This window comes from Streptomyces sp. NRRL F-525 (assembly GCF_000716605.1).
Classification (GTDB): Bacteria; Actinomycetota; Actinomycetes; order Streptomycetales; family Streptomycetaceae; genus Streptomyces.
On the sequence record NZ_JNXE01000003.1, the window covers coordinates 181,710 to 203,432 of the forward strand.

A 21,723-nucleotide genomic window follows, 5' to 3' on the forward strand; every position below is an offset into this window, starting at 1 on the left:
CGGTACGGACCTTTCCGCAGGTGGCAGAGTGGCCACCGGAACAGAGCACGGCACGCACGGCGAGAACAGCCTTGGGAGAGAAGTCCGTTGAACCCCGGAACCCCGGTCCCCGACAGCTACTACGAGCGCATCGACGAGCACCGCTACAAGCCCACCGCTCACGCGGGCGGCGCCTGGGACCCGGACGAGCTGCACTTCAGCCCGCTCGGCGGACTCGTCGTCCACGCCATCGAGCGCCAGTTGGCGACGCGGCCGGGCGGCGACGGGCTCGTGATGGCGCGGATCAGCTACGACATCCTGGGGCGGCTCGCCCTGGACGAGTGCGAGATCCGGGTGGAGGTCGTCCGCCCCGGCCGCACGATCGAGCTGGTCGAGGCGGTGGTGCTGGTCGCCGACCGGCCGGTGGTGCGGGCCCGGGCCTGGTTCCTCGCCGCGATCGACACCGCCGCCGTCGCGGGCGGCCCGGACCAACGGCTCACCCCTCCCGAGGAGTTGGCCCCCTGGGAGATGAGCGCGCTCTGGCCAGGCGGATACATCGCCTCGGTCGACGTACGACCGCTCGCGCCACCCCGGCCGGGCCGTACGACCGCCTGGGTCTCCACCCGGCACACCCTCGTCGCCGGTGAGCCCAGCAGCCCGCTCGCGTCCTACCTCGCCCTCGTCGACACCGCGAACGGCATCGCCGTACGACAGCCGCCGACCGCCTGGATCTACCCGAACGTCGACCTGACCGTCCACCTGCACCGCCAACCCGTGGGCGACTGGACCGGGTTGGACACGACGGTCACCTTCGGGCCCACCGGACAGGGCCTGACGAGCACCGTGCTGCACGACGTCGACGGCCCGGTCGGACACGCGCTCCAGATGCTCACCGTGCGGCCCGCGCCGGAGCAGTGAGCGCGGGCCCTACCGCGCGGTCCAGCCGCCGTCCACCGTGAGGGTCGTCCCGGTGACGAAGCGGGACGCGTCGGAGGCGAGGAAGACGGCGGCTCCGCCGAGTTCCGATACGTCGCCGACGCGGCCCAACGGCGTGCTGTCGACGATGCGTTCACCCCAGCGGCTGGCCAGCAGGCCGGAGCTGAGGTCGGTGTGGAAGTAGCCGGGCGCGAGGGCGTTGACGCGGACCCCGCGGTCGGCCCATTCCACGGCGAGGGACTTGGTGAGGGCCTCGACCCCGCCCTTGCTCGCGGCGTAGGCGGCGATCCGCTCGAAGCCGGTGCGGGCGTGCACCGAGGAGACGTTGACGATCGAGCCGGACCGCTGGTCCAGCATCACCCTGCCCGCCTCGCGGCAACAGTAGAAGGTGCCTTGGAGGTTGACGTCGAGGACCTGCTGCCAGTCCTCGTCGGTGACCCGCTCGCTCCGGGTGAAGTGCGGGCTCGTACCGGCGCAGTTGACGACCGCGTCGAGGCGGCCGGTGTCGTCGGTGATGCGCCCGACGATGGTCCGTACGACGGTGGAGTCGGCGACCGAGCCGGGCAGGACCAGCACCTTGCCGCCGTGGGCGGCGAGTTCGGCCTCCAGGCTCTCAAGGTCCGTCGCCGTACGGGCTGTTGCCGCCACGGTGGCGCCCGCCTGGGACAGGGCGACGGCGATCGCGCGCCCCAGCCCCTTCCCCGCGCCCGTTACCCACACCGTCCGTCCGTCGAGCCGGAGTTGGGCATTCACGTCATTCACGTCGTTCACGTCCGTCATGGCTCAGCCCTTCGCGGGGAGGTCGCGCAGGGTCCGCTTGAGGACCTTGCCGGACGGGGTGCGGGGCAGCTCGTCGACGATGTCGAAGCGGGCCGGCACCTTGAACTTGGCCAGGCGCGCCCGGCAGAACTCCCGTAGTTCCTCGGGCCCCGCGCTCTCGCCGGGCCTGAACACCACGAAGGCACGCGGGACTTCACCCCAGCGGGGATGGTCGATCCCGACCACCGCGGCCTCCAGGACGGCCGGGTGCTCGTACAGCACGCGCTCCACCTCGGGCGTGGCGATGTTCTCGCCGCCGGAGACGATCATGTCCTTCTTGCGGTCGTCGATGAAGAGGAAGCCGTCCTCGTCGACGTGCCCGATGTCCCCGGTGTGGAACCACCCGTCCCGGATCGCCGCCGCCGTGGCCTTCTCGTCGCGCCAGTACCCGGCGAAGACCTTGGGCCCGCGCAGAGTGATCTCGCCGAGCTCACCGGCCGGAACCTCGGCCCCCGTGTCGTCGACGATCCGCACGCGCGTGTGCGGCACGGGACGCCCGACCGAGCCCAGCTTGGACAGCGCGTGCTCGCGGTCGAGGAAGGTGTCGCCGGAGACGGTCTCGGTCAGGCCGTAGGCATCGGCGAACCAGGCGTTGGGGAACGCGGTCATGATGCGCCGGAGCACCGGTTCGGGGGTCTTCTCGCCGCCGCCGAGGATGAAGCGGACCGAGCTGGTGTCGTACTCCTCGCGGCCGGGGACCTCCAGGACCGCGTTGACCATGGCGGGCGCCAGCCAGACATTGGTGACACGGTGCTTCTCGATCTCCTCCAGCACGGCCTGCGGGTCGAACTTGCGCTGCAGTACGACACCGCCGCCCGCGTACAGGACCCCGAGGGCCGGCATGTCCAGACCGCCCACGTGGTAGAGCGGCCCGCAGACCAGCGTGGTGTCCGCCGCCGTCAGCCCGAAGTGGACGATGTGGGCGAGGTTCTTGGCCTGGAGGTTTCCGTAGGTGATGCGGACGCCCTTGGGCCGTGAGGTGGTGCCGGAGGTGTACATGAGCCGCTGGAGGTCGTCGAGCCCGACGTCCACGGGCTCGACCCGCTCCCCCTTGTGCCGGGCCAGCAGCTCCTCGTAACCGATCCACGGCTCGTCGAGCAGGTCGCCGCCGATCACGACCCGGTGCTCCAGGTCCGTCAGACACCCGGCGCTGCGCTCCACCGCCCCCACGAACTCCGGCTCGGTGACGATCACCTTGGCCTGGGCGTGCCCCAGGATGTACTGCCACTCCTCTTCCGAGAGGCGGTAGTTGAGCGGCAGGAAGACCGCGCCGAGCTGATTGGTCGCGTACACCAGCTCCAGGAACTCCGGCTGGTTGTAGAGCAGCAGGCCTACGACATCGCCGCGCCCGACGCCCAGTTCGGCCAGGCCGGCGGCCAACTGGTTCACCCGTTCATGCAGATGACGGACCGTCAGACTGCGTCCTTCCTGCGTGACGGCCACGGCGTCGGGCCGCTGGGCCAGGTGGTGGTCGAGGATGCTCGCGAAATTGTGCACGGCGACTCTCTCGCTCGGCGGCCGGAAATGTCCCGACCGGTCGGTTGCCCGCTCCCAAGATTTAGTGTACCCCTTGGTCTATAAAACCTGGGAGCCGCACTGTACGACGGAGCGTCCGCGACGACAACCGTCCGCGCACACGCAAAGTCGCTTCGCCGACGAGGAGGGTTCTTCGTGCCACGCATCCGGCTCGACACCGATGGACCGGTGGTCACGGTCCGCCTCGACAACCCGCCGATGAACGCCTTCGACTCCCTCCAGAGAGAGGAGCTGGCCACCTGCGTACGCGGGCTGGCCGACTCCCCCGCCGTACGGGCCGTCGTGCTCCATGGCGGCGAACGGCTCTTCGCCGCCGGCGCCGACATCAAGGCCCTGGCCGCGATGGGCCCGGAGGAGATCCGCGGCTGGAACCGCGCGTTGCAGCGCACCTTCGACGAGGTCGCCCGCCTGCCCATGCCGGTGATCGCGGCGGTCACCGGCTACGCCCTGGGCGGCGGCATGGAACTGGCCCTGGCCGCCGACTACCGCGTGGCCGCAGAGGACGCGGTCTTCGCCCAGCCCGAGGTCCAGCTCGGCATCATGCCCGGCTCGGGCGGCACCCAACGCCTGACCCGCCTGATCGGCCCGTCCCGCGCGAAGAACCTCCTGATGACCGGCCGCAGGGTAAAGGCGGAGGAGGCACTGCGCCTGGGGTTGGTGGACGAGGTGGTCCCTACTGGCTCCGCTTTGAAAGCCGCGTTGACGTACGCCCGCCGTCTGTCCGAGGGCCCACCCGCAGCCCTGGAAGCCATCAAAGAGGCAGTGGACCACGGCACGGACGCGAGCATGTCGGCGGGCCTAGCACTTGAACGCGCCCTGTTCACAGGGGTGTTCGGCACAGGGGATGCAACAGCGGGACTCCACAAGTTCCTGAACCGCAGCTCACCTAAGGGGCGCGGGGAACTGCGCGACCAGCCCCCACCGGCCGACAGCCAAACCACGACATGAAAGGGGCGGAAAACATGGAGGCACTCGTCTGGCACGGTGCACAGGATCTCCGTTACGAAGAGGTGGCCGACCCCCCCGACCCGGCGCCCCACGAGGCCGTCGTAGAAGTGACGTGGTGCGGAATCTGCGGCACAGACCTGCACGAGTACCTAGAAGGCCCCCACATGATTCGCGAGGCCCCGCACCCCCTCACGGGAGCCAAGCCCCCACTCGCCCTAGGCCACGAACTCAGCGGCACAGTAGTCGCGTTGGGAGCGGACCTGCCCGGCGTCAAGGTCGGCGACCGAGTAACCGCAGACCCGGTCTGGCGCTGCGGCACCTGCTTCTGGTGCACGCGAGGCGAATACCACATCTGCCCCAAGAGCGGCTCGGTCGGCCTAGCCTCCCCCGGCGCCTTCGCAGAACGCGTCACCGTCCCACTGGCCGGCCTCACCCGCCTCCCGGACAACGTGAGCGACGAACTAGCCGCCGTGGCCGAGCCGTTGGCGGTAGGCCTGCACGCCGTGACCCGGGCCGGCGTCAAACCGGGCGACAACGTCCTCGTCGTCGGCGGCGGCCCGATCGGCGTAGCCGTGGTCCTCGCCGCCCAAATCGCGGGCGCCGCAGGCCTGTTCGTGAGCGAACCCCTCGCCGGCCGCCGAGAGATGCTGCTCGGCATCGGCGTCACCGAGGCCTTCGACCCGCGCGAGACGGACGTACGGCGTGAGGTGTTCGTGCGAACGAACCGCATCGGCCCGGACGTCGTCATCGACGCGACCGGCGTGCCCGCGCTCGCGGGGCAGGCCGTGTCGATCGTGCGGCGCGGCGGACGGGTCGTGCTGGCCGGGGTCGGACACGGCAGCGTCGAGTTCGACATGGGCCAACTCGTGTTCTACGAGCGGTCGGTGGTCGGCACGCTCGGCTACAACTTCGACATCCCGCGCGTGATCGATCTGATGAGCACCGGGCGCCTGGACGCCTCCGCCCTGATCACCGGCCGTTTTCCGCTCTCGGGAGGAGCCGGTGTCTTCGAGGACCTGGCCGCCGACCGGGCCAAGCACCTGAAGGTGCTGCTGACCCCGAAGGGACTGTGACATGGACTTCGACCTGCCCGAGGAGACCCTCGCTCTCCAGGACATGGTCCGCGAGTTCGCGGCCAACGAGATCACGCCCCACGCGGCCGAGTGGTCCGAGAACGAGATCTTCCCGACCAAGGTCTTCACCAAGCTGGGCGAACTCGGCCTGATGGGCATGCTGGTGCCGGAGGAGTACGGCGGGGCGGGCTCGGACACGGTCACCTACGTCGCGGTGATGGAGGAACTCGGCGCCGCCGACCAGTCGGTGGCCTCCTCGTGGAACGCGCACTCGACCATCGGCACGCTGCCGCTGCTCGCGTACGGCACCGAGGAGCAGAAGCACCGCTGGCTGACCCCGTTGGCCAAGGGCGAGGCGATCGGCGCGTTCGGGCTGACCGAGCCGGACGCCGGTTCCGACGCGGCCGGTATCGCGACCACCGCCCGCCGCGCGAACGGGGGTTGGGTGATCAACGGCACCAAGATGTTCATCACCAACGCGGGCACCGACATCAGCCAGGGCGTCACCCTGCTGGCCACGACCGGCAAGGACGCGGACGGCCGTAAGGGCTACGCGACCTTCTACGTGCCGACCGGTACGCCCGGTTACACGGTCGGCGCCAAGCTGAAGAAGCTCGGCTGGCACGCCATGGACACACGGGAGTTGGTGTTCACCGACTGCTGGGTCTCCGACGACCATCTGATCGGCGAGGAGGGCAACGGGCTGCGGCAGTTCCTGTCCGTGCTCGACGGCGGCCGGATCAGCGTGGCGGCGCTGGGCCTCTCGCTGGCCAAGGCGGCACTGGCTCTCGCGGTCAAACACGCCAAGGAACGGCACCAGTTCGGGCGTCCGCTCTCCGACTTCCAGGCCGTGGCGCACAAGATCGCCGACATCGGTACGGAGTACCAGGCCGCCCGGTGGATGGTCTACCGCGCCGCGTGGCTCGCCGACCAGGGGCGCCCGCACAGCACGGAGGCCGCCATGGCCAAGCTGTACGCCTCCGAGGTCGCCAACCGGGCGGCCTCCCAGTCGCTGCAGATCCACGGCGGCTACGGGTACGTACGGGAGTCGGAGATCTCCCGCTTCTACGCCGACGCCAAGATCCTGGAGATCGGCGAGGGCACCAACGAGATCCAGCGCAATGTCATCGCCAGGGCCCTGGTCCAGGGCGCGTGAGCGGGCGGGATCCGCGGTGCGCGGTGGCGCACCGCGGGTCCGGTCAGCTCGCCACGGCGACCGCTTCCCACAACGCCTCGGGATCGAGGGGCAGTTCGGGCCGGGCCCGCTTGAACTCGGCGGCCAGCGCCTCGACGTCCGGGAGGTCGCCGACGGACGCGGCGAAACCGCGGAACAGGGTCGAGCAGTACTCGCCCGACAGGAACGCGGCGTCCCAGCTGCCGTCCGGCCGCACCCACTGGTAGGTGTGGTTGTGCAGGTTGAGGAACTGGAGGGTGGCCAGGTGCGGTTCGACCGCACGGAAGGTCCCCTCCTCGACGGCCTCCGTGAGCAGGCCGGTGATCAGCAGCTCGAAGTCGGAGCGCTGCCGCAGCACGATCTCCAGTTCCTTGCCGCTGAGGCTGCGGTAGTCGTGCTCGTAGACCCAGATGTGGTCGAGCCTGCGGAAGATGATCGTCAGCAGCGACTCGGACAGCAGCCGCAGCCGCAGCAGCGGGACCTCGTCGAGGGCCGCGATCTCCTTGGCGCGGGCCAGCAGCGGGCCGAGCACCCGCGACTGGATCTCGATCAGCAGGTTCTCCTTGGAGCCGATGTAGTAGTACAGGGCACCCTTGGCGAGCCCGACCGCGCGGCCCAGGTCGTTGATGGAGGTCGCGGCGTAGCCCTGTTGCGCGAACAGGGACGCGGCGGTGTCGATGATCTTCTGGCGTCTGACTTCGAAGCCCGGCCCATGACCCGGCGGTCGTGGCATCTCTTCTCTCCCCTTGCCGTGACGACGTGCGTGCTGTCCCGGGGCCGCACAGGCGCCGGATCGTGGCACGCCTGGGGGAAGCAGTCCCGGGGACGTCGCTCTAGTTTGCTAGACCAAACGGTACATTAAAGCGAGGACCGTATGACTCAGGCATCGCATCACACCGGCACCGGCTCCGCACAGACGGACCGGCTCCTGGAGATGTACCGGCGGATGCGCCGCATCCGCCGCTTCGAGGAGCGGGCGTCCGACCTGTACAAGGTGACGGAGATCCCGGGCTTCCTGCATCTGTCGATCGGGCAGGAGGCGAGCGCCGTCGGCGCCTGCTGGCCGCTGGGCCCGCGGGACGGCATCACCTCCACCCACCGCGGCCACGGCCACGTCCTGGCCAAGGGCCTGGACTCGGCGTCGATGATGGCCGAGCTGATGGGCAAGGAGGCGGGCACCTGCCACGGCCGCGGCGGCTCGATGCACATCGCGGACCCCGGTCTCGGGATCTACGGCGCCAACGGCATCGTCGGCGCCGGGCTCCCGATCGCCGCCGGGGTCGCCACCGCCGCCAAACTGCGCGCGGCCGGTGACGTGGTGGTGGCGTTCTTCGGGGACGGGGCGGTGGCCCAGGGCATGTTCCACGAGGCCGTGAACCTGGCCGCCGTATGGGATCTGCCGGTCGTCTTCCTCTGCGAGAACAACCACTACTCCGAGTTCTCCCCCGAGGCCGAACAGCACCGCGCCCCGCTCTCCGCGCGCGCCGCCGGATACGGCATCGAGTACCAACACGTGGACGGCAACGACGTGTTGGCCGTCGCGCAGACCATGACCGGGATCGTCGCGCGGCTGCGCGCGGGCGGCGGCCCGGTGCTGCTGGAGGCGGAGACGTACCGCTGGCACGGCCACTACGAGGGCGACCCCGAGCGCTACCGCCCCGCCGAGGAGGTCGCCGCCGCCAAGGAGCGCGACCCGCTGCTGGTGGCCCGCCGCCGGCTGGACGCGGCGGCGGCCGACGCCGTGGACGAGGAGATCGACAAGGAGATAGAGGCCGCGATCGATTGGGCGCGGAGCCTGCCGGAGCCCGCCCCGGAGACCCTGCACGACTACGTCTCCGCGCCCCGCGTCCCGATCCCCGAGCCGGCGCCGCTCCCGGCCGACGCCGAGATCTTCCGGTCCATGGACGCCGTACGACTGGCCCTGGAACACGAACTCGCCGCCGATCCAAGCGTGTTCGTCGCCGGGATCGACGTCGGCGCGGGCGGCAACGTCTTCGGACTGACCCGCGGACTCGCGCAGGCCTTCCCCGGCCGGGTGCGGGACACCCCGATCAGCGAGAGCGCCGTCGTCGGTACGGCGGTGGGTGCGGCCATGGCCGGCATGAAGCCGGTGGTCGAGATCATGTACATGGACTTCATCGGCGTCTGCCTCGACATGCTGCTCAACCAGGCCGCCAAACTCCGCTTCATGACCGGCGGCCGGGCCTCGATGCCGCTCGTCGTCCGCACCCAGTTCGGCGCGGGCCGCTCCTCGGGCAGCCAGCACTCGCAGAGCCTGGAGGCCATCCTCGCCCACATCCCCGGCCTGACGGTGGTGATGCCGTCCAACCCGGCTGACACCTATGGCCTGTTGCGCGCCGCCATCCAGGACCCCAACCCGGTGGTCTTCGTGGAGAACCGGCTCCAGTACGGCCTCAAGGGCCCCAAGCCCCCGGCCGACCACCTGATCCCGCTCGGCAAGGCGAAGGTCGTCCGCGAGGGCACCGACATCACCCTGGTCTCCTGGTCACGGATGGTCCAAGACGCCCTGGCCGCCGCCGAGTTGCTCGCCGGGGAGGGCATCAGCGTCGAGGTGATCGACCTGCGCACGATCTCCCCGCTGGACCGCGAGACCGTCCTCGCGTCCCTCGCCAAGACCAACCGCCTGGTCATCGCGCACGAGGCGGTACGCGACTTCGGCGTCGGCGCCGAACTCGCCGCGATGGCCGTCGACGAGGGCTTCTGGCACCTGGACGCCCCGGTCACCCGGGTGGCGCCGCCGCCGGTCCCGGCGCCGTACGCGCCCTCGCTGGAGCGGGTGTGGCTGCCGTCGCGGGACACGATCGCGGAGACACTGCGGCGGATCGCCGCGGTCTGAACGGGACGTACGACGGGAGGGCCCCCGGAATTCCGGGGCCCTCCCGTCGTGGATCAGCCGTCAGACGGTCGCGACCGGCGTGAGCGGACTGCCCTGCGTCCCCGGCAGGTTGAGCGGGGGCGCGGTGAGGAGGAAGCGGCTGCGGTCGTGCTCGCGCAGCCAGGCCGCCAGCTTCTCCAGGTACCACAACTCGCCGAGCGGGACGCCCAGTTTGAAGAGGCAGAGGTTGTGGATCGGGAGCAGCGAGTGCGGGGTGTTGTCCTCGGGGCCGACGCCCACGCCCTCGACGGCGTAGTTGTCCGAGACCAGCGCGGAGATCTGCGACTCGGCGATCCACTCCAGCAGCGCCGGGTCGAACGCGTCGAGGTAGGAGGCCGTGGTGTGGATGCCCACGGGGTCCGGGTTCTTGCCCCAGGCCATCACCGCGGTGTCGAAACCGGTGTGCAGGAGGAGCATGTCACCGGGCTCGACGACGATGTTGTCCGCCGCCATGATCTCCTGAAGCGTCTTCAGGTTGACCGGCTGCCAGGCGTTGCCCAGGTGGTGGGCCAGGTCGACCAGGACGCCCCGGCCCTGGACCCCGTGCTCGGCCATGTGCTCCAGGCCGAGGTGGCGGGCGAAGCCGAGGGTGCCGCTGCCGTCGCCCTTGGCGTCCTCCTGCGGTCCGACGATGTCGGTGTCGGCGCGGAACCCGTTGTAGTAGACGGCCTCGGCGACGCCGTCGCCGTCGGCGTCGTATTCCTGGCCCTGGTGGGCGAGCGCGTCCCACTGCGTCGAGTACTGGAGCCAGAGGGTCACCACGTCGTCGGACCACACATCCGTGAGGTGCGGCGAGAAGTGCTCCCGCCCCCTGATGTTGTAGAAGACGTCCTGCTTGTGCTCGAGGTCCTCGGTGGGCCGCAGGATCGGAGGGTAGCGCCGCTGGTTCAGCTCGCTCCCGCCCGGATAGTCGAGCGGCAGGCTCAGGCTGAAGCTGATCCCGTGCTCGACCTCGCGGACCCCCTGCAGAACCTTCTCGGGGGTGAGCAGGTTGATACGGCCCAGTTCGTCGTCCTCGCCCCAATCGCCCCACGTAGAGCCCGGCGGACGCTGCTTCCAACGCTTCGTCATGATCACGCCTCCTTCGGCGACAGTCCCCGTTGACCAGCCGCCCGCATGTTATTTGTGATTGTACCGATCGGTCAACGAATCCGACGCGCACCCCTCCCTTTATCTTCGACTCATCAATAGACTGAGTGGTCGAAACACCCGACCTTGGAGCGAAGAATGAGCGAATCCACACAGGCGTGGGTCGTGGCAGGCGTACGGGCCGTACTCGGCGCGCACACCCAGGCCCAGGACGCCGGCCGCACCGACGACGTCGTCGCGCAGTACGCGCCCGACGGCGTCCTGGAGATCCCGGGCATGGACCCGGTCGAGGGGCGCGACGCGATCCACGCGGCCTTCAAGGGCTGGGAGCCGGTCCGGCCGCAGCTCCACCTGGTCACCAACACCGTCGTGACGTCCACGGGCGAGGACGAGGCCCGCGCCCTGAGCGACGTGGTCTTCCTCCAGCGCGGCGACGCGGGCTGGGCGGTGGGCGTGGTCGGGCACTACGACGACACCCTGCGCCGGCACGACGGCACCTGGCTGCTGCAGCACAGGAAGACCACGTACCAGGCGTAACTGCCGTCCCCCACAGCCTTCTTGACCTTCCTTCCCGACCCTGGAGTGAGATGACCACCACGATCGACGCGTCCGTCACCGCGGCCGTACAGACCGCCATCGCCGCCTACGCCCAGGCCCTGGACGCCGGACGGACCGACGACATCGCCGACCTGTACACGGCGGACGGTGTCGCCGAGATAGTCGGCATGGCCAAGTTCGAGGGCCGCGAGGCGATCCGGCAGGGCTTCGGCGGATTCGCGCCCCAGGCACCGCAGTTGCACCTGATCGCCAACACCGTCGTCACCTCGGCGACCGAGGACGAGGCGACGGCCACCAGCGACCTGGCGTTCTTCGCACGCGGCGACTCCGGCTGGAGCGTCCAGCTGGTCGGGCGCTACGACGACGTGCTGCGCCGCGAGGACGGCGTCTGGCGCTTCCAGCAGCGGGTGACCACCTTCGCGGAGTAGGAGCAACCCGGACGCCCGTGCCGCCCACGTCCAGGGCGGCATGGGCGTCCGGGCGTTCACGCGTCCGGGGTCTCCGCCTTGGAGAGGACGAACGTCGGGAACTCGTTCTCCTTCACGGCCTTGATCGCCTCCAGGAGCGCCCACCGGCCCGTCGGGTTGAGGAGTTGCTTCACCGGCTTGCCGGGGATGTTGCCGCCGTAGAAGTAGCTGCTCTCCAGGAAGGAGGACATGGTGCTGTTGTTCATGCTGTCCGTCCACTCCTCCTCGGCGGCCTCGGTCACCTCGACGACGTCGTAGCCGTGGTCGCGGGCGTGGACGATGGCGTCGGTGACGATCTCCACCTGGTCGCCCGCGTAGCGCGGGTTGTTGCCGGTGGCGCCGTGCGGGCCGCCGGGGAAGAAGAAGTTGGGGAAGCCGGCCGTGGCGACGCCGAGGTAGGTGCGCGGGCCGTCCGCCCAGTACTCCTTCAGCGGAAGGCCCTGACGGCCTTGCACACCAAGGCGGTTGAGGGCGCCGGTGCCGAAGTCGTAGCCGGTGGCCCAGACGATGATGTCGAACTCCTCGACACCGTCGGCGGTTTCGATGCCATCCTCGGTGATGCGGGTGATCGGCGTCGTGTTGATGTCGACGAGCGAGACGTTCGGCTTGTTGTACGTCTCGTAGTAGCCGGTGCCGAAGGGAGGCCTGCGGCCGCCGTAGCCATGACCCTTCGGGATCAACTTGTCGGCCGTATCAGGGTCCTTGACGATGCTGCGGATCTTGTCGGCCATGAACGCGCACCACTCCGCGTTGACGGTCTCGTTCGACAGCATGTCCATGTAGTGCTCGGTCAGCTTGGTGAAGCCGGGACCGTTCCACCGCTCCTCGTAGAACGCCTGGCGGTCCTCCGGGCTGTCGTCGAGGCCGGAGCGCATGACGATCTGGTGCAGGAAGCCGCTCGGCGAGGTGTTCAGCGTCTCGCGGATGGACTCGAAGTTCGCCTTCAACTCGGCCTGCTCCTCAGGCGCGATGGGCCCGTTGTTGAGCGGCGTGAGCCAGTCGGCGTCCTTCTGATACACCGTCAACTGTGCTACGTCGTCGGCGATCGCGGAGATGATCTGCACACCGCTGGAGCCGGTGCCGATCTGCGCCACCCGCTTGCCGGTGAAGTCGACGGGCGTCTTCGGCCAGCGCGCGGTGTGGTGCTGCGCGCCACGGAAGTCGTCGCGTCCCGGGATGTTCGGGATGAACGGCACCGAGAGGTTGCCGGTCGCGGCGACGACGTAGCGGGCCCGCACCTCGGTGCCGTCGCTGCCCCGGACGGTCCAGGTGCCGGAGGGCTCGTCGAAGACGGCCGAGGTCACCTTGACGCCGGTGCGGATGTCGCGCCGCAGGTCGAAGCGGTCGACGACGTGGTTGAAGTAGCGCTCGATCTCGGGCTGGCCCGCGAACCGTTCCGACCACTCCCACCCCTCCCACAGCTCCTTCGAGAACAGGTAGCCGTAGGTGTAGCTCTCCGAGTCGAAGCGCGCCCCGGGGTACCGGTTCCAGTACCAGGTGCCGCCCACGCCGGTGCCCGCTTCGAGGAGGCGCACCGAGAACCCGGCCTCGCGGGCCTTGTACAGCTGGTAGATGCCGGTGACGCCCGCGCCGACGACCAGCACGTCGACCCGGTCCCGGGCCGCCGGGTTCGAAGCTTCGCTCATTTGCCCTCCAAGGCGACTGGGGCTGCGGCTCGCACATGTCCCTGGTTTGATAGTTCGACCAGTCGGTCGAATATTCAGACCGAGAGTAGATGAGGGGCTGGGCCCGATCAATGGCGATGACGGAGAGAGCTTGGACCAGCCATATCCGTTCAGGCATTGATTGTACCGACCGTTTGATCTAACTTTCGCTTGGGACGAATGCAATCGCATGAACCGGGAGTCGGGCATGAGCGCCGAAGACGTCAAGGAAACCAGCGATCTGCGCGTCGCGGGACTGAAAGCCCTGCGGGCCGCGCTGCCCGGGGTGGTCCCCGCGGAGGGTGATCTCGACATGCGGGACGGCAAGCTCGGCGAGGATCTCGTCGAGATCGGCCTGTCCACCGTGTGGGGCGCGCTGTGGGGCCGCGAGGGCCTCGCCCCGCGCGACCGCAGCCTGGTCACCCTCGGCATCCTGATCGCGCTCGGCGCCGAGACCGAGCTGAAGACCCACGTCCGGGTCGCCCTCACCAACGGTGTGACCAGGGACGAGCTGGCCGAGATCCTCTACCACTCCGCCGGGTACACCGGCTTCCCCCGGGCCGTCGCCGCCCGCACCGCGGCCCGCGAGGCCCTGGGCGAATAGCCGAACCACCGGTGTCCGGCCCTCCGGCACCGCGCACGAGCGCAAGGGAGCGCACATGTCACTTCAAGGGAAGGTCGCCGTCGTCACCGGCGGCGGCCGCGGTATCGGCCAGGCGATCGCCACGGTGCTCGCGGCCAGGGGAGCCGCGGTCGCGGTGTGGGACCTGAACAGCGAGGGCGCCGAGAAGACCGCGGCGGCCATCCAGGAATCCGGCGGTACGGCGATCGCCGTCCCCGGCGACGCGGCCGAGGCCGGCGCCGTGGCCCGGGCAGCAGCCCGCACCCGCGAGGAGCTCGGCCCGGTCACGATCCTCGTCAACAACGCGGGCATCACCGCCTACGAGCCGTTCACGAGCATCTCCGAGGCCTCCTGGGACCGCATGATCGGGATCAACCTCAAGGGCCCGTTCCTCGTCACCAGGGAGCTGGTGCCGGACATGGTCGAGGCGGGCTGGGGCCGGATCGTCAACATCTCCTCGTCCTCCGCGCAGACCGGCGCGCCCGCCATGGCCCACTACGCGTCCTCCAAGGGCGGCGTCATAGCCCTCACCCGGGCCCTCGCGGTCGAGTACATCGGCCAGGGCATCACCGTGAACCACGTGCCGCCCGGCTTCATCGACACCCCCCTGGTCCGCGAGGGTCCGGTCGACGTGGAGGCGGCCGCCGCCACCATGCCGATGAAGCGGGCCGGCGAGCCGGAGGACATCGCCTACGCGGTGGCGTACCTCGCCTCCGAGGAAGCCGCCTACGTCACCGGCCAGACCCTCAGTGTCAACGGCGGGCGCTATCTGGCGTGAGCGCCGCACAGACCATCGCACCAACGCTGCAACGGAGCAGAACATGAGCATCGAGGACGACACCGGGTCCGTGGCCCACGTGCTGGTGGTGGGCGCTTCCGCGTCCGGGCTGACCACGGTGGAGGCCCTCCGGCGCAAGGGGTACACGGGCCGGATCACGGTGCTCGGCGCCGAGCCGCACGCCCCGTACGACCGTCCGCCGCTCTCCAAGCAGATCCTCTCCGGCGCCTGGGAGCCTGCCCGCGCCGCCCTGCGCACCGAGGAGATGCTGTCCGGCCTCGACACCGAGTTCGTGCTCGGCGACCCGGCGGTCGCCCTGGACACCACGACCCGGACCGTACGCACCGAGTCCGGGCGCGAGTTGAGCGCCGACGCGATCGTGATCGCCACCGGCGTACGGCCCCGAGTGCTGCCCGGACAGGGCGAGTTGACCGGTGTGCATGTGCTGCGCACCCTCGACGACGCGCTCGCACTGCGCACGGATCTGCTCGCCGGGTCACGTCTGGTGGTCGTCGGCGAGGGGGTGCTCGGCTCCGAAATCGCCGCCACCGCACGGACGTTGGGCCTGGAGGTCACCCTCGCGGGCCCGCTGACGGGACCGCTGGCCCTCCAGGTGGGCCCGCTGGTGTCGGGGCTGCTGGCGGAGTTGCACACGGAACGGGGGGTGCAACTCCGGCTCGGCAACGGCGTCGTGGGCCTGACCGGCGCCCAAGGCCGGGTCACCGGCGTCGAGTTGAGCACCGGCGAGGTACTGTCCGCCGATGTGGTCGTGGTCGCGATCGGGGCGACCCCGGCGACGGAGTGGCTGGCCGACAGCGGGCTCGAACTCGACAACGGCGTGGTGTGCGACTCCCGTTGCCAGGCCGCGCCGGGGATCTACGCCGTCGGTGACGTGGCCCGCTGGCACCACGAACAGCTCGGCCGGCTGATCCGGCTGGAGAACCGCACCAACGCCACCGAGCAGGCCATGGCGGTCGCCGGGGCGATCCTCGGCGAGGACCGGGCGTACGAGCCGGTGCCGTATTTCTGGACCGATCAGTTCGACGCCAAGCTCCAGGTGCACGGGTTCCTGCCGGCGGATGCCGAAGTGGACGTCGTGGACGGGGAGTTGGCTGCCCGCCGGTTCGTCGCGCGCTACCGCAGCGGGGGCCGGGTCACCGGGATCCTCGGCTGGAACATGCCCAAGCAGGCCAGACAGCGCCGTCAGGAGATCGTCGACGCGGTCCCCTCCCCCGCTCCCGCCCACTGAACGACCCGGAACGATCAGGAGAGTTGCCATGAAGGTTGTCGTCGACGAGGACAAATGCGTCGCCGCCGGGCAGTGCGTCGCCGCCGCCATGGACGTGTTCGACCAGCGCGACGAGGACGGCATCGTCGTCCTGCTGAACGAGAACCCGCCGGCCGAACTGGCCGACGACGTACGGAACGCCGCGGCGGTGTGCCCCGCGCTGGCGATCCGCATCGAGGAATGACCGCCCCTCCCCTCATCGCCCTTCCCCCCACCCTCACCTGGAGGAACGACCATGTCCGAGGCCGAGACGGAACTCGCCGCCCCTGACGCGGAGCTCTTCGACTACCCGGGCGCACGCGACCGCGCCTGCCCGTTCGCCCCGCCCGCCGGGCTGCGCGCCCTGAACGAGACGGCGCCCGTGTCCCGGGGCCGGATCTGGGACGGCAGCACCCCGTGGCTGGTGACCGGGCATGCCGCGCAGCGCGTGATCCTGTCCGACCCGCGGGTCAGCTCCGACGACAAACAGCCCGGGTTCCCGTACCCGAACGAGGCGATGGCGGAGAACGCTCCCCATCACCCGCTGACCATCTTCAACGCCGACGGCGCCGACCACACGCGGATCCGCCGCATGATGACGGCTCCGTTCACACGCAACCGGATGGAGAAGCTGCGGCCGGAGATCCAGCGGTTCACCGACGAGCTGATCGACAAGATGCTCGCGGGCCCGAACCCGGCGGACCTGAACGCCGCGCTGTCGCTGCCGCTGCCCTCGCTGATGATCTGCGCGCTGCTCGGAGTGCCGTACGAGGACCACGAGTTCTTCCAGGAGCACGCCTCGCTGGCGACCCGCAGCGACAAGACCGCCGAGCAGGACCGGGCGGCGAACCAGGCGCTCGGCGGGTATCTGGCCGGTCTGCTCCAGAAGCGGATGGAGGAGCCGAGCGACGACGTCATCTCGGACTTCGCCGGGCGGATCAAGGCGGGCGAGGTCACCCTGCCCGAGGCCGTCATGCTCTGCATGATCCTGCTGATCGCCGGCCACGAGACCAGCGCCAGCATGATCACCCTGGGCACCGCCCTGCTCCTCCAGAACCCCGAGCAACTCGCCCTGCTGCGCGGCACGGACGACCCCAAGGTCGTCGCGAACGCGGTCGAGGAGATCCTGCGCTATCTGACGATCCCGGCGCTCGGGCAGCGGCGGATCGCCGCCGAGGACATCGAGATCGAGGGCGTCACCATCAAGGCCGGCGAGGGCATCGTCGTCGCGCTGCCCGCGGGCAACTGGGACCCGGCGGCCTTCCCCGAGCCGGAGAGGTTCGACATCTCCCGCGAGGCGCGGCACCACCACGCCTTCGCCTGGGGCATCCACCAGTGCCTCGGCCAGCAGCTCGCCCGCATCGAACTCCAGGTCGTCTACGGCACGTTGTACCGCCGCGTCCCGACCCTCCGACTGGCCGTCGGTTTCGACGAGTTGAGGTTCCGCCGCGACGACGCGCTCGCCTACGGCCTGCACGAGCTGCCGGTCGCCTGGTAGCACCCACGCTGTCACCCGCACACAACTGGAGTCACCCATGAGCGAGTTCGGCTTCGAAGGACGCGTCGCCGTCGTCACCGGCGCGGGCCGCGGCCTCGGCCGCGCCTACGCCCGCCTCTTGACGGAACGCGGGGCGAAGGTCGTCGTCAACGACCTGGGCGGGTCGATGGAGGGCGAGGGCTCGGACGCCGGACCCGCACAGAAGGTCGTCGACCAGATCGTCGCCGCCGGCGGGGAGGCCGTGGCCGACACCCACGACGTGTCCACGCAGGCGGGCGGCGAGGCCATCATCGACACCGCGATCCAGAACTTCGGGCGGATCGACGTCCTCGTCAACAACGCCGGAATCATCCGCTACGCGGGCCTGCCGGAGATCGAACTCGACAACCTGGAACGGCACTTGGCCGTCCACCTGCTCGGCTCGTTCAACACGATGCGCGCCGCCTGGCCGCACTTCGTCGAGCAGGGCTACGGCCGGGTCGTCCTGACCACCTCCAGCGGCATGTTCGGCATGGACAACAACCTGTCCTACGCCGCCGCGAAGGCCGGCACGGTCGGTATGGCCCGCAGCGCGAAGCTGGCCGGAGAGCCGCACAACATCAAGGTCAACCTGATCGCACCGGCCGCGATGACCCGGATGGGCGGCGGCCCTGAGGAGGAGCCGGCACAGACCGCGGAGGGCATGCCGTACATGCCGTCGGCGGCCGTCGCACCGATGGTGGCCTATCTCGCGCACGAGGACTGCCCGGTGAGCGGGGAGATCTACACGGCCGGCGCGGGCCGGTTCGCGCGGGTCTTCCTGGCCTCGACGGAGGGGTACGCGCACGAGGGGGGCGACGCCTCGGTCGAGGACGTGGCGAAGAACTGGGACGCGATCAACGACGAGAAGGGCTACTACGTGCCCGCGGACCTGATGGCGTGGTCCGGCTCGTTCCTCAAGCACCAGTTCGGGTAGTGCGGGTGGGGGGAGGCGGTGAGCCGCCCCGCCTCCCCCTGCCGTCTCAGGTGGTACGGCTCGCGATCACCCACTTCGACGGCAGTTCGATGCGCGCGCCGTCGGCGGTGAACTCGGTGGTGATCAGCGGAAGTTCACCGCTCGCGAGAATGGTGAGACCGGCCGCGCGCAGGAGTTCCGGCACCTCGTCGTCGGGCACGTCGCCGGGGGCGATGCCGTGGCGGAGGACCGGGGCGAGTTTCGCGGGCGGGCCCGCCGGGTCCTGGGCCAGCTCGCCGATGATCGGGCGGGCGGCCTCGGCGAGTTCGACGAGGAAGGCGTGGCCGCGCTCGCCGATGAGGGTGGCGATCCCGTCGACCAGCGGCTGCCGGTCGTCGGGCTCGACCTGGTGCAGTACGCCCCTCATGTAGACGTTGGCGTCGCCGAGTTCGGCGTGCAGGGTCTCGACCTCGGTCTTGTCGGCGGCGTCCAGCAGCCGGTAGGCCGCCTGTCCCGCCGGGTCGGCGTGCCGGGCGTGATCGAGGGCCGCGGCGGACAGGTCGGCGCCGACCACATGGCTGAACCGGTCCGCGAGGAACCGGGTTTGAGTGCCGTTGCCGCACCCGAGGTCCACCATCCGCAGACCGGGATCGCGCAACTTCGGCTCGAACAGGGCGAGATGGAGTCCCACCGTCTGCGCGGCCGCCGCGTCCCAGAAGACGGCTCCCTGTCCGTCGGGCGCCTCGCGCCAGAAACCTTCCCAGGCCTCCCGGTACCGACTGGTCACGCTCATGCCCAACTCCCCAGGATGCGAGGCCGTTCCGCCGTAAGTGACGGGCCAGTACGGTCTATCGCGCCCCGGTCCCGCTCACAAGCACACGGCGCATTCCTTCACCGCTCATTCGACCGGTGTACGCCGTTGTGCGCCCCTTGCACCCCCTCGGTCGCACCCGCTTCAGCGGCGCGGCAGGGTGAGTTCGAACCACACGGTCTTGCCCGTGGTCGTACGGCTGGCTCCCCATTCGCGGGCGAGCACGCCGACCAGGTGCAGTCCGCGGCCGAACTCGTCGTCGGGGCCCGCGCCGAGCAGGGACGGCAGGGTGGGATCGTCGTCGTCCACCTCGCACAGCAGCGTGTCGCCGCGTATCAGACGCAGCGCGATCCGGCGGCCGTGCGAGTGCCGTACGGCGTTGGTGACCAGCTCGCCCGCCAACAGGGCGGCGTTGTCGGCGAGTTGGGTCAGGCCCCACGCGTGGAGCTGTTCACGGACCGCCGCGCGGGCCCGGCCGGCCTCGACCGGGTCGAGGGAGAGCCGCCACTCGGCGACGTCGTCGGGCTCGATGCCGTTGAGGCGGGCCATCAGGAGGGCGACGTCGTCCTTGCGGCCGCCGCGGGTGTTGAGGGTGCGGATGATGGTGTCGCAGGCGTCGTCCATGGACGCGGCCGGATGCGCGGCCGACTCGCTCAGGGCCGCGAGTCCTACGCCGATGTCCTCGCCGCGCACCTCGACGAGCCCGTCGGTGCACATCACGAGCCGGTCGCCGGGCGCCACCCGCACGCGAACCGCCTCGAAGGGCACCCCGCCGACGCCGATGGGCGCACCCGTGGGCAGGTCGAGCAGCTCGCTGCGGCCGTCGCCGGCTCGCACGATCACCGGCGGGATGTGGCCCGCGTTGGCGATGTGGAGTTCGCTCGCGATCGGGTCGTAGACGACGTACAGGCAGGTCGCGAGGTACGAGTCGCCGAGGCGCTGCGCCAAGTCGTCGAGGTTGCGCAGGAGTTGGGCGGGCGGGAGGTCCATGGCGGCCATGGTCTGCACGGCGGTGCGCAACTGGCCCATCATCGCTGCCGAGTTGAGGCCGTGGCCCATGACGTCGCCGACGACGAGCGCGGTGCGGGCGCCGGGCAGTTTCACCGAGTCGAACCAGTCGCCGCCGACCCGGCCGAGCAGCGTGCCGGGCAGATAGCGGGTGGCGATGTCGCAGCCCGCCATGCGCGGCGGGATGTGCGGCAGCATGCTGTCCTGGAGGGTCTCGGCGACGGACTCCTGGTAGGTGTACATGCGCGCGTTGTCGAGCACCAGGCCTGCCCGGGCGGCGAGTTCGGCGCCGGTGACCCGGTCCATGTCGTTGAACTCGACGCGCTCCGGGTGGCGCAGCAGGATCATGAAGCCGAGGACGACGTTGCGGGCCTTGAGCGGGACGACGAGCATGGAGCGGCCGGTGATCAGCGGCCGGATGTCGCGCTTCTCGAACTGCGAGGCGATCATGTGCCCCATCTGTTCGCTGATGCGCGGCACGAGGACGGGTTCGCCGCTGGTCATGCACTGGAAGAACGGGGTGTGCGCGGGGAACGGCATGGCCTCGCCGACCGGTACGACGTCGTCCCAGCGGCCGGGTTCGTCGGTGTGCTCCAGGGCGACCCGGTGCCACATGGTGGTGGTGTCGGGCACGCCGTCCGGGAAGCCCTCACCGGCGACGACCTGTTCGCGGAGGTAAGTCCCGGCGACGTCCGTGAACTTGGGGACGACGGCCTTGCTGACCTCGATGATGGTCTGCGCGAGGTCGAGCGAGGTGCCGATGCGTCCGCTGACCTCGTTGAGGAACTCCAACCGCTCGCGTACGGCGGCGTATTCGAGGTCCTCGCCCTCGTCCGCGACGTCCTGCGGGAGGGGAAGTCCCTCGGCCGCGGCGAGGGCGGCGCGCTCGCGGCGGGCCTTGCGCTCGGCGCGGCGGGCGACGCCCCAGTCGGGGGTCACCGGCACCCGCTCGTTCTGGCTGAACTCCAGGACGGGATAGCCCAGTTCGAGGACCTGGGCGACGATGCGGGCGCTCTCGCCGACGCTCATGCTGGGCAGGATCTCGGGGAGCCTGCGGGCGAGTTCGTCGGCGCCGGGGAAGTCGGTGTGCAGGGCGAAGCCCGGTGCTATGCGCTCGAAGGCGCGGTCGGCTTCCGGGAGGTCCTGGCGCAGGCCGCCCGCGTCGGCGGCGAGCACCAGCAGCCGTTCCTGTCCGGGGCCGACCAGGGGGTACGCCCACCACAGGACGTCCACGCGGTCGCGCTCGGGGACGGTGAGGCGGGCGCGTCCGGCGGCCGGGTAGGACAGGCGTCCGTCGAGGGAGGACTCCAGGTCGGGACCGAGTCCGTCGTAGGCCGTGAACCCGCCGTAGGGACTGGGCTCTTCGTCGTCGGGCAGGGCGCCGGAGACGGGGAGCAGGTCGAGGGCCGGCTGGCCGATCGCCTCTTCCTTGGTGGCGCCGAAGAGGCGCCGTGCGCCGCGGCTCCAGTGCGAGACGAGGCCGTCGCGGTCGACGAGGATCACGGCGAGGGGGACCCGGCCCGTCGCGGTGTGTTCGAGCACCACGTCGTCCCCGGCCCCGCGGCCGGGAGGTGTCTCCCGCTCGGTGCCACGGTCCATGGCCCAGGCCCTCTCTCCCCACGGCTCCGCAAGATCTGTACCGCCACTCACCACGCTACGGGGGCGA

The 21,723-nt window shown here is 70.3% G+C and carries 20 protein-coding genes; 13 read left to right on the top strand and 7 right to left on the bottom strand.

The genetic code is table 11. The annotated features are described in order from the left end of the window. Positions 1-87 precede the first annotated feature (87 nt). On the top strand, positions 88-897 hold the full coding sequence (locus OO69_RS06060) for a thioesterase family protein (RefSeq protein ID WP_033279359.1): 810 nt from the start codon (positions 88-90) through the stop codon (positions 895-897). 9 nt (positions 898-906) lie between these two features. On the opposite strand, the gene OO69_RS06065 is transcribed toward OO69_RS06060, so the two are convergent. Beyond that, a complete protein-coding gene (locus tag OO69_RS06065; protein WP_051800796.1) occupies positions 907-1,695 on the bottom strand; it encodes an SDR family NAD(P)-dependent oxidoreductase in 789 nt (262 codons plus the stop codon). 3 nt (positions 1,696-1,698) lie between these two features. Continuing rightward, on the bottom strand, positions 1,699-3,231 hold the full coding sequence (locus OO69_RS06070) for an acyl-CoA synthetase (protein WP_033279360.1): 1,533 nt from the start codon (positions 3,229-3,231) through the stop codon (positions 1,699-1,701). 174 nt (positions 3,232-3,405) lie between these two features. Here OO69_RS06070 and OO69_RS06075 point away from each other — a divergent pair, with 174 nt between their 5' ends. Genes OO69_RS06075 through OO69_RS06085 form a run of 3 tightly spaced genes read left to right on the top strand, consistent with a single transcriptional unit; the run spans position 3,406 to position 6,447 of the window. Continuing rightward, a complete protein-coding gene (locus OO69_RS06075) occupies positions 3,406-4,218 on the top strand; it encodes an enoyl-CoA hydratase/isomerase family protein (protein ID WP_063744410.1) in 813 nt (270 codons plus the stop codon). Between the two features lie 14 nt (positions 4,219-4,232). Beyond that, positions 4,233-5,291, top strand: a complete 1,059-nt coding sequence (locus OO69_RS06080) for a 2,3-butanediol dehydrogenase (protein ID WP_033279361.1) — start codon at positions 4,233-4,235, stop codon at positions 5,289-5,291. 1 nt (position 5,292) lies between these two features. Beyond that, the gene (locus OO69_RS06085) at positions 5,293-6,447 is read left to right on the top strand and encodes an acyl-CoA dehydrogenase family protein (RefSeq protein WP_033279362.1); all 1,155 of its coding nucleotides are present in this window, start codon (positions 5,293-5,295) and stop codon (positions 6,445-6,447) included. A gap of 43 nt (positions 6,448-6,490) precedes the next feature. Here the strand turns inward: OO69_RS06085 and OO69_RS06090 are convergent, their stop codons facing one another. Further along, positions 6,491-7,198: a TetR/AcrR family transcriptional regulator gene (locus OO69_RS06090; protein ID WP_033279363.1), complete on the bottom strand. Its 708-nt coding sequence runs from the start codon at positions 7,196-7,198 to the stop codon at positions 6,491-6,493. 141 nt (positions 7,199-7,339) lie between these two features. Here OO69_RS06090 and OO69_RS06095 point away from each other — a divergent pair, with 141 nt between their 5' ends. Further along, complete coding sequence (locus OO69_RS06095; protein WP_033279364.1) at positions 7,340-9,322, top strand: alpha-ketoacid dehydrogenase subunit alpha/beta; 1,983 nt, start codon at positions 7,340-7,342, stop codon at positions 9,320-9,322. A 60-nt stretch (positions 9,323-9,382) separates the two neighbouring features. Here the strand turns inward: OO69_RS06095 and OO69_RS06100 are convergent, their stop codons facing one another. Beyond that, on the bottom strand, positions 9,383-10,432 hold the full coding sequence (locus OO69_RS06100; RefSeq protein ID WP_033279365.1) for a cyclase family protein: 1,050 nt from the start codon (positions 10,430-10,432) through the stop codon (positions 9,383-9,385). A gap of 156 nt (positions 10,433-10,588) precedes the next feature. On the opposite strand from OO69_RS06100, the gene OO69_RS06105 reads away from it, so the two are divergent. Both OO69_RS06105 and OO69_RS06110 read left to right on the top strand, forming a co-directional pair. Beyond that, on the top strand, positions 10,589-10,987 hold the full coding sequence (locus OO69_RS06105; RefSeq protein WP_033279366.1) for a nuclear transport factor 2 family protein: 399 nt from the start codon (positions 10,589-10,591) through the stop codon (positions 10,985-10,987). Positions 10,988-11,037: 50 nt separating this feature from the next. Next, the gene (locus tag OO69_RS06110) at positions 11,038-11,436 is read left to right on the top strand and encodes a nuclear transport factor 2 family protein (RefSeq protein WP_033279367.1); all 399 of its coding nucleotides are present in this window, start codon (positions 11,038-11,040) and stop codon (positions 11,434-11,436) included. A gap of 56 nt (positions 11,437-11,492) precedes the next feature. On the opposite strand, the gene OO69_RS06115 is transcribed toward OO69_RS06110, so the two are convergent. Further along, the gene (locus OO69_RS06115; RefSeq protein ID WP_033279368.1) at positions 11,493-13,121 is read right to left on the bottom strand and encodes a flavin-containing monooxygenase; all 1,629 of its coding nucleotides are present in this window, start codon (positions 13,119-13,121) and stop codon (positions 11,493-11,495) included. Between the two features lie 226 nt (positions 13,122-13,347). On the opposite strand from OO69_RS06115, the gene OO69_RS06120 reads away from it, so the two are divergent. The 6 genes from OO69_RS06120 to OO69_RS06145 are packed head-to-tail and all read left to right on the top strand — an operon-like array spanning position 13,348 to position 18,259. Next, the gene (locus tag OO69_RS06120; RefSeq protein WP_033279582.1) at positions 13,348-13,743 is read left to right on the top strand and encodes a carboxymuconolactone decarboxylase family protein; all 396 of its coding nucleotides are present in this window, start codon (positions 13,348-13,350) and stop codon (positions 13,741-13,743) included. Between the two features lie 55 nt (positions 13,744-13,798). Then, the gene (locus OO69_RS06125) at positions 13,799-14,539 is read left to right on the top strand and encodes an SDR family NAD(P)-dependent oxidoreductase (RefSeq protein ID WP_033279369.1); all 741 of its coding nucleotides are present in this window, start codon (positions 13,799-13,801) and stop codon (positions 14,537-14,539) included. Between the two features lie 43 nt (positions 14,540-14,582). After that, the gene (locus OO69_RS06130; RefSeq protein WP_051800797.1) at positions 14,583-15,788 is read left to right on the top strand and encodes an NAD(P)/FAD-dependent oxidoreductase; all 1,206 of its coding nucleotides are present in this window, start codon (positions 14,583-14,585) and stop codon (positions 15,786-15,788) included. Positions 15,789-15,816: 28 nt separating this feature from the next. Next, positions 15,817-16,011, top strand: coding sequence for a ferredoxin (locus tag OO69_RS06135; RefSeq protein ID WP_033279370.1), 195 nt, complete (start codon positions 15,817-15,819; stop codon positions 16,009-16,011). A 51-nt stretch (positions 16,012-16,062) separates the two neighbouring features. After that, positions 16,063-17,304, top strand: coding sequence for a cytochrome P450 (locus OO69_RS06140; protein WP_033279371.1), 1,242 nt, complete (start codon positions 16,063-16,065; stop codon positions 17,302-17,304). A gap of 37 nt (positions 17,305-17,341) precedes the next feature. Beyond that, a complete protein-coding gene (locus tag OO69_RS06145; protein ID WP_033279372.1) occupies positions 17,342-18,259 on the top strand; it encodes an SDR family NAD(P)-dependent oxidoreductase in 918 nt (305 codons plus the stop codon). Positions 18,260-18,305: 46 nt separating this feature from the next. On the opposite strand, the gene OO69_RS06150 is transcribed toward OO69_RS06145, so the two are convergent. Further along, entirely contained in the window at positions 18,306-19,031 is a 726-nt protein-coding gene (locus OO69_RS06150; RefSeq protein ID WP_033279373.1) for a class I SAM-dependent methyltransferase, read from the bottom strand. A gap of 162 nt (positions 19,032-19,193) precedes the next feature. Next, positions 19,194-21,656 carry a SpoIIE family protein phosphatase gene (locus OO69_RS06155; RefSeq protein WP_033279374.1) on the bottom strand — a complete coding sequence of 821 codons (2,463 nt, stop codon included), beginning with the start codon at positions 21,654-21,656 and terminating at the stop codon, positions 19,194-19,196. Positions 21,657-21,723: the final 67 nt, after the last annotated feature.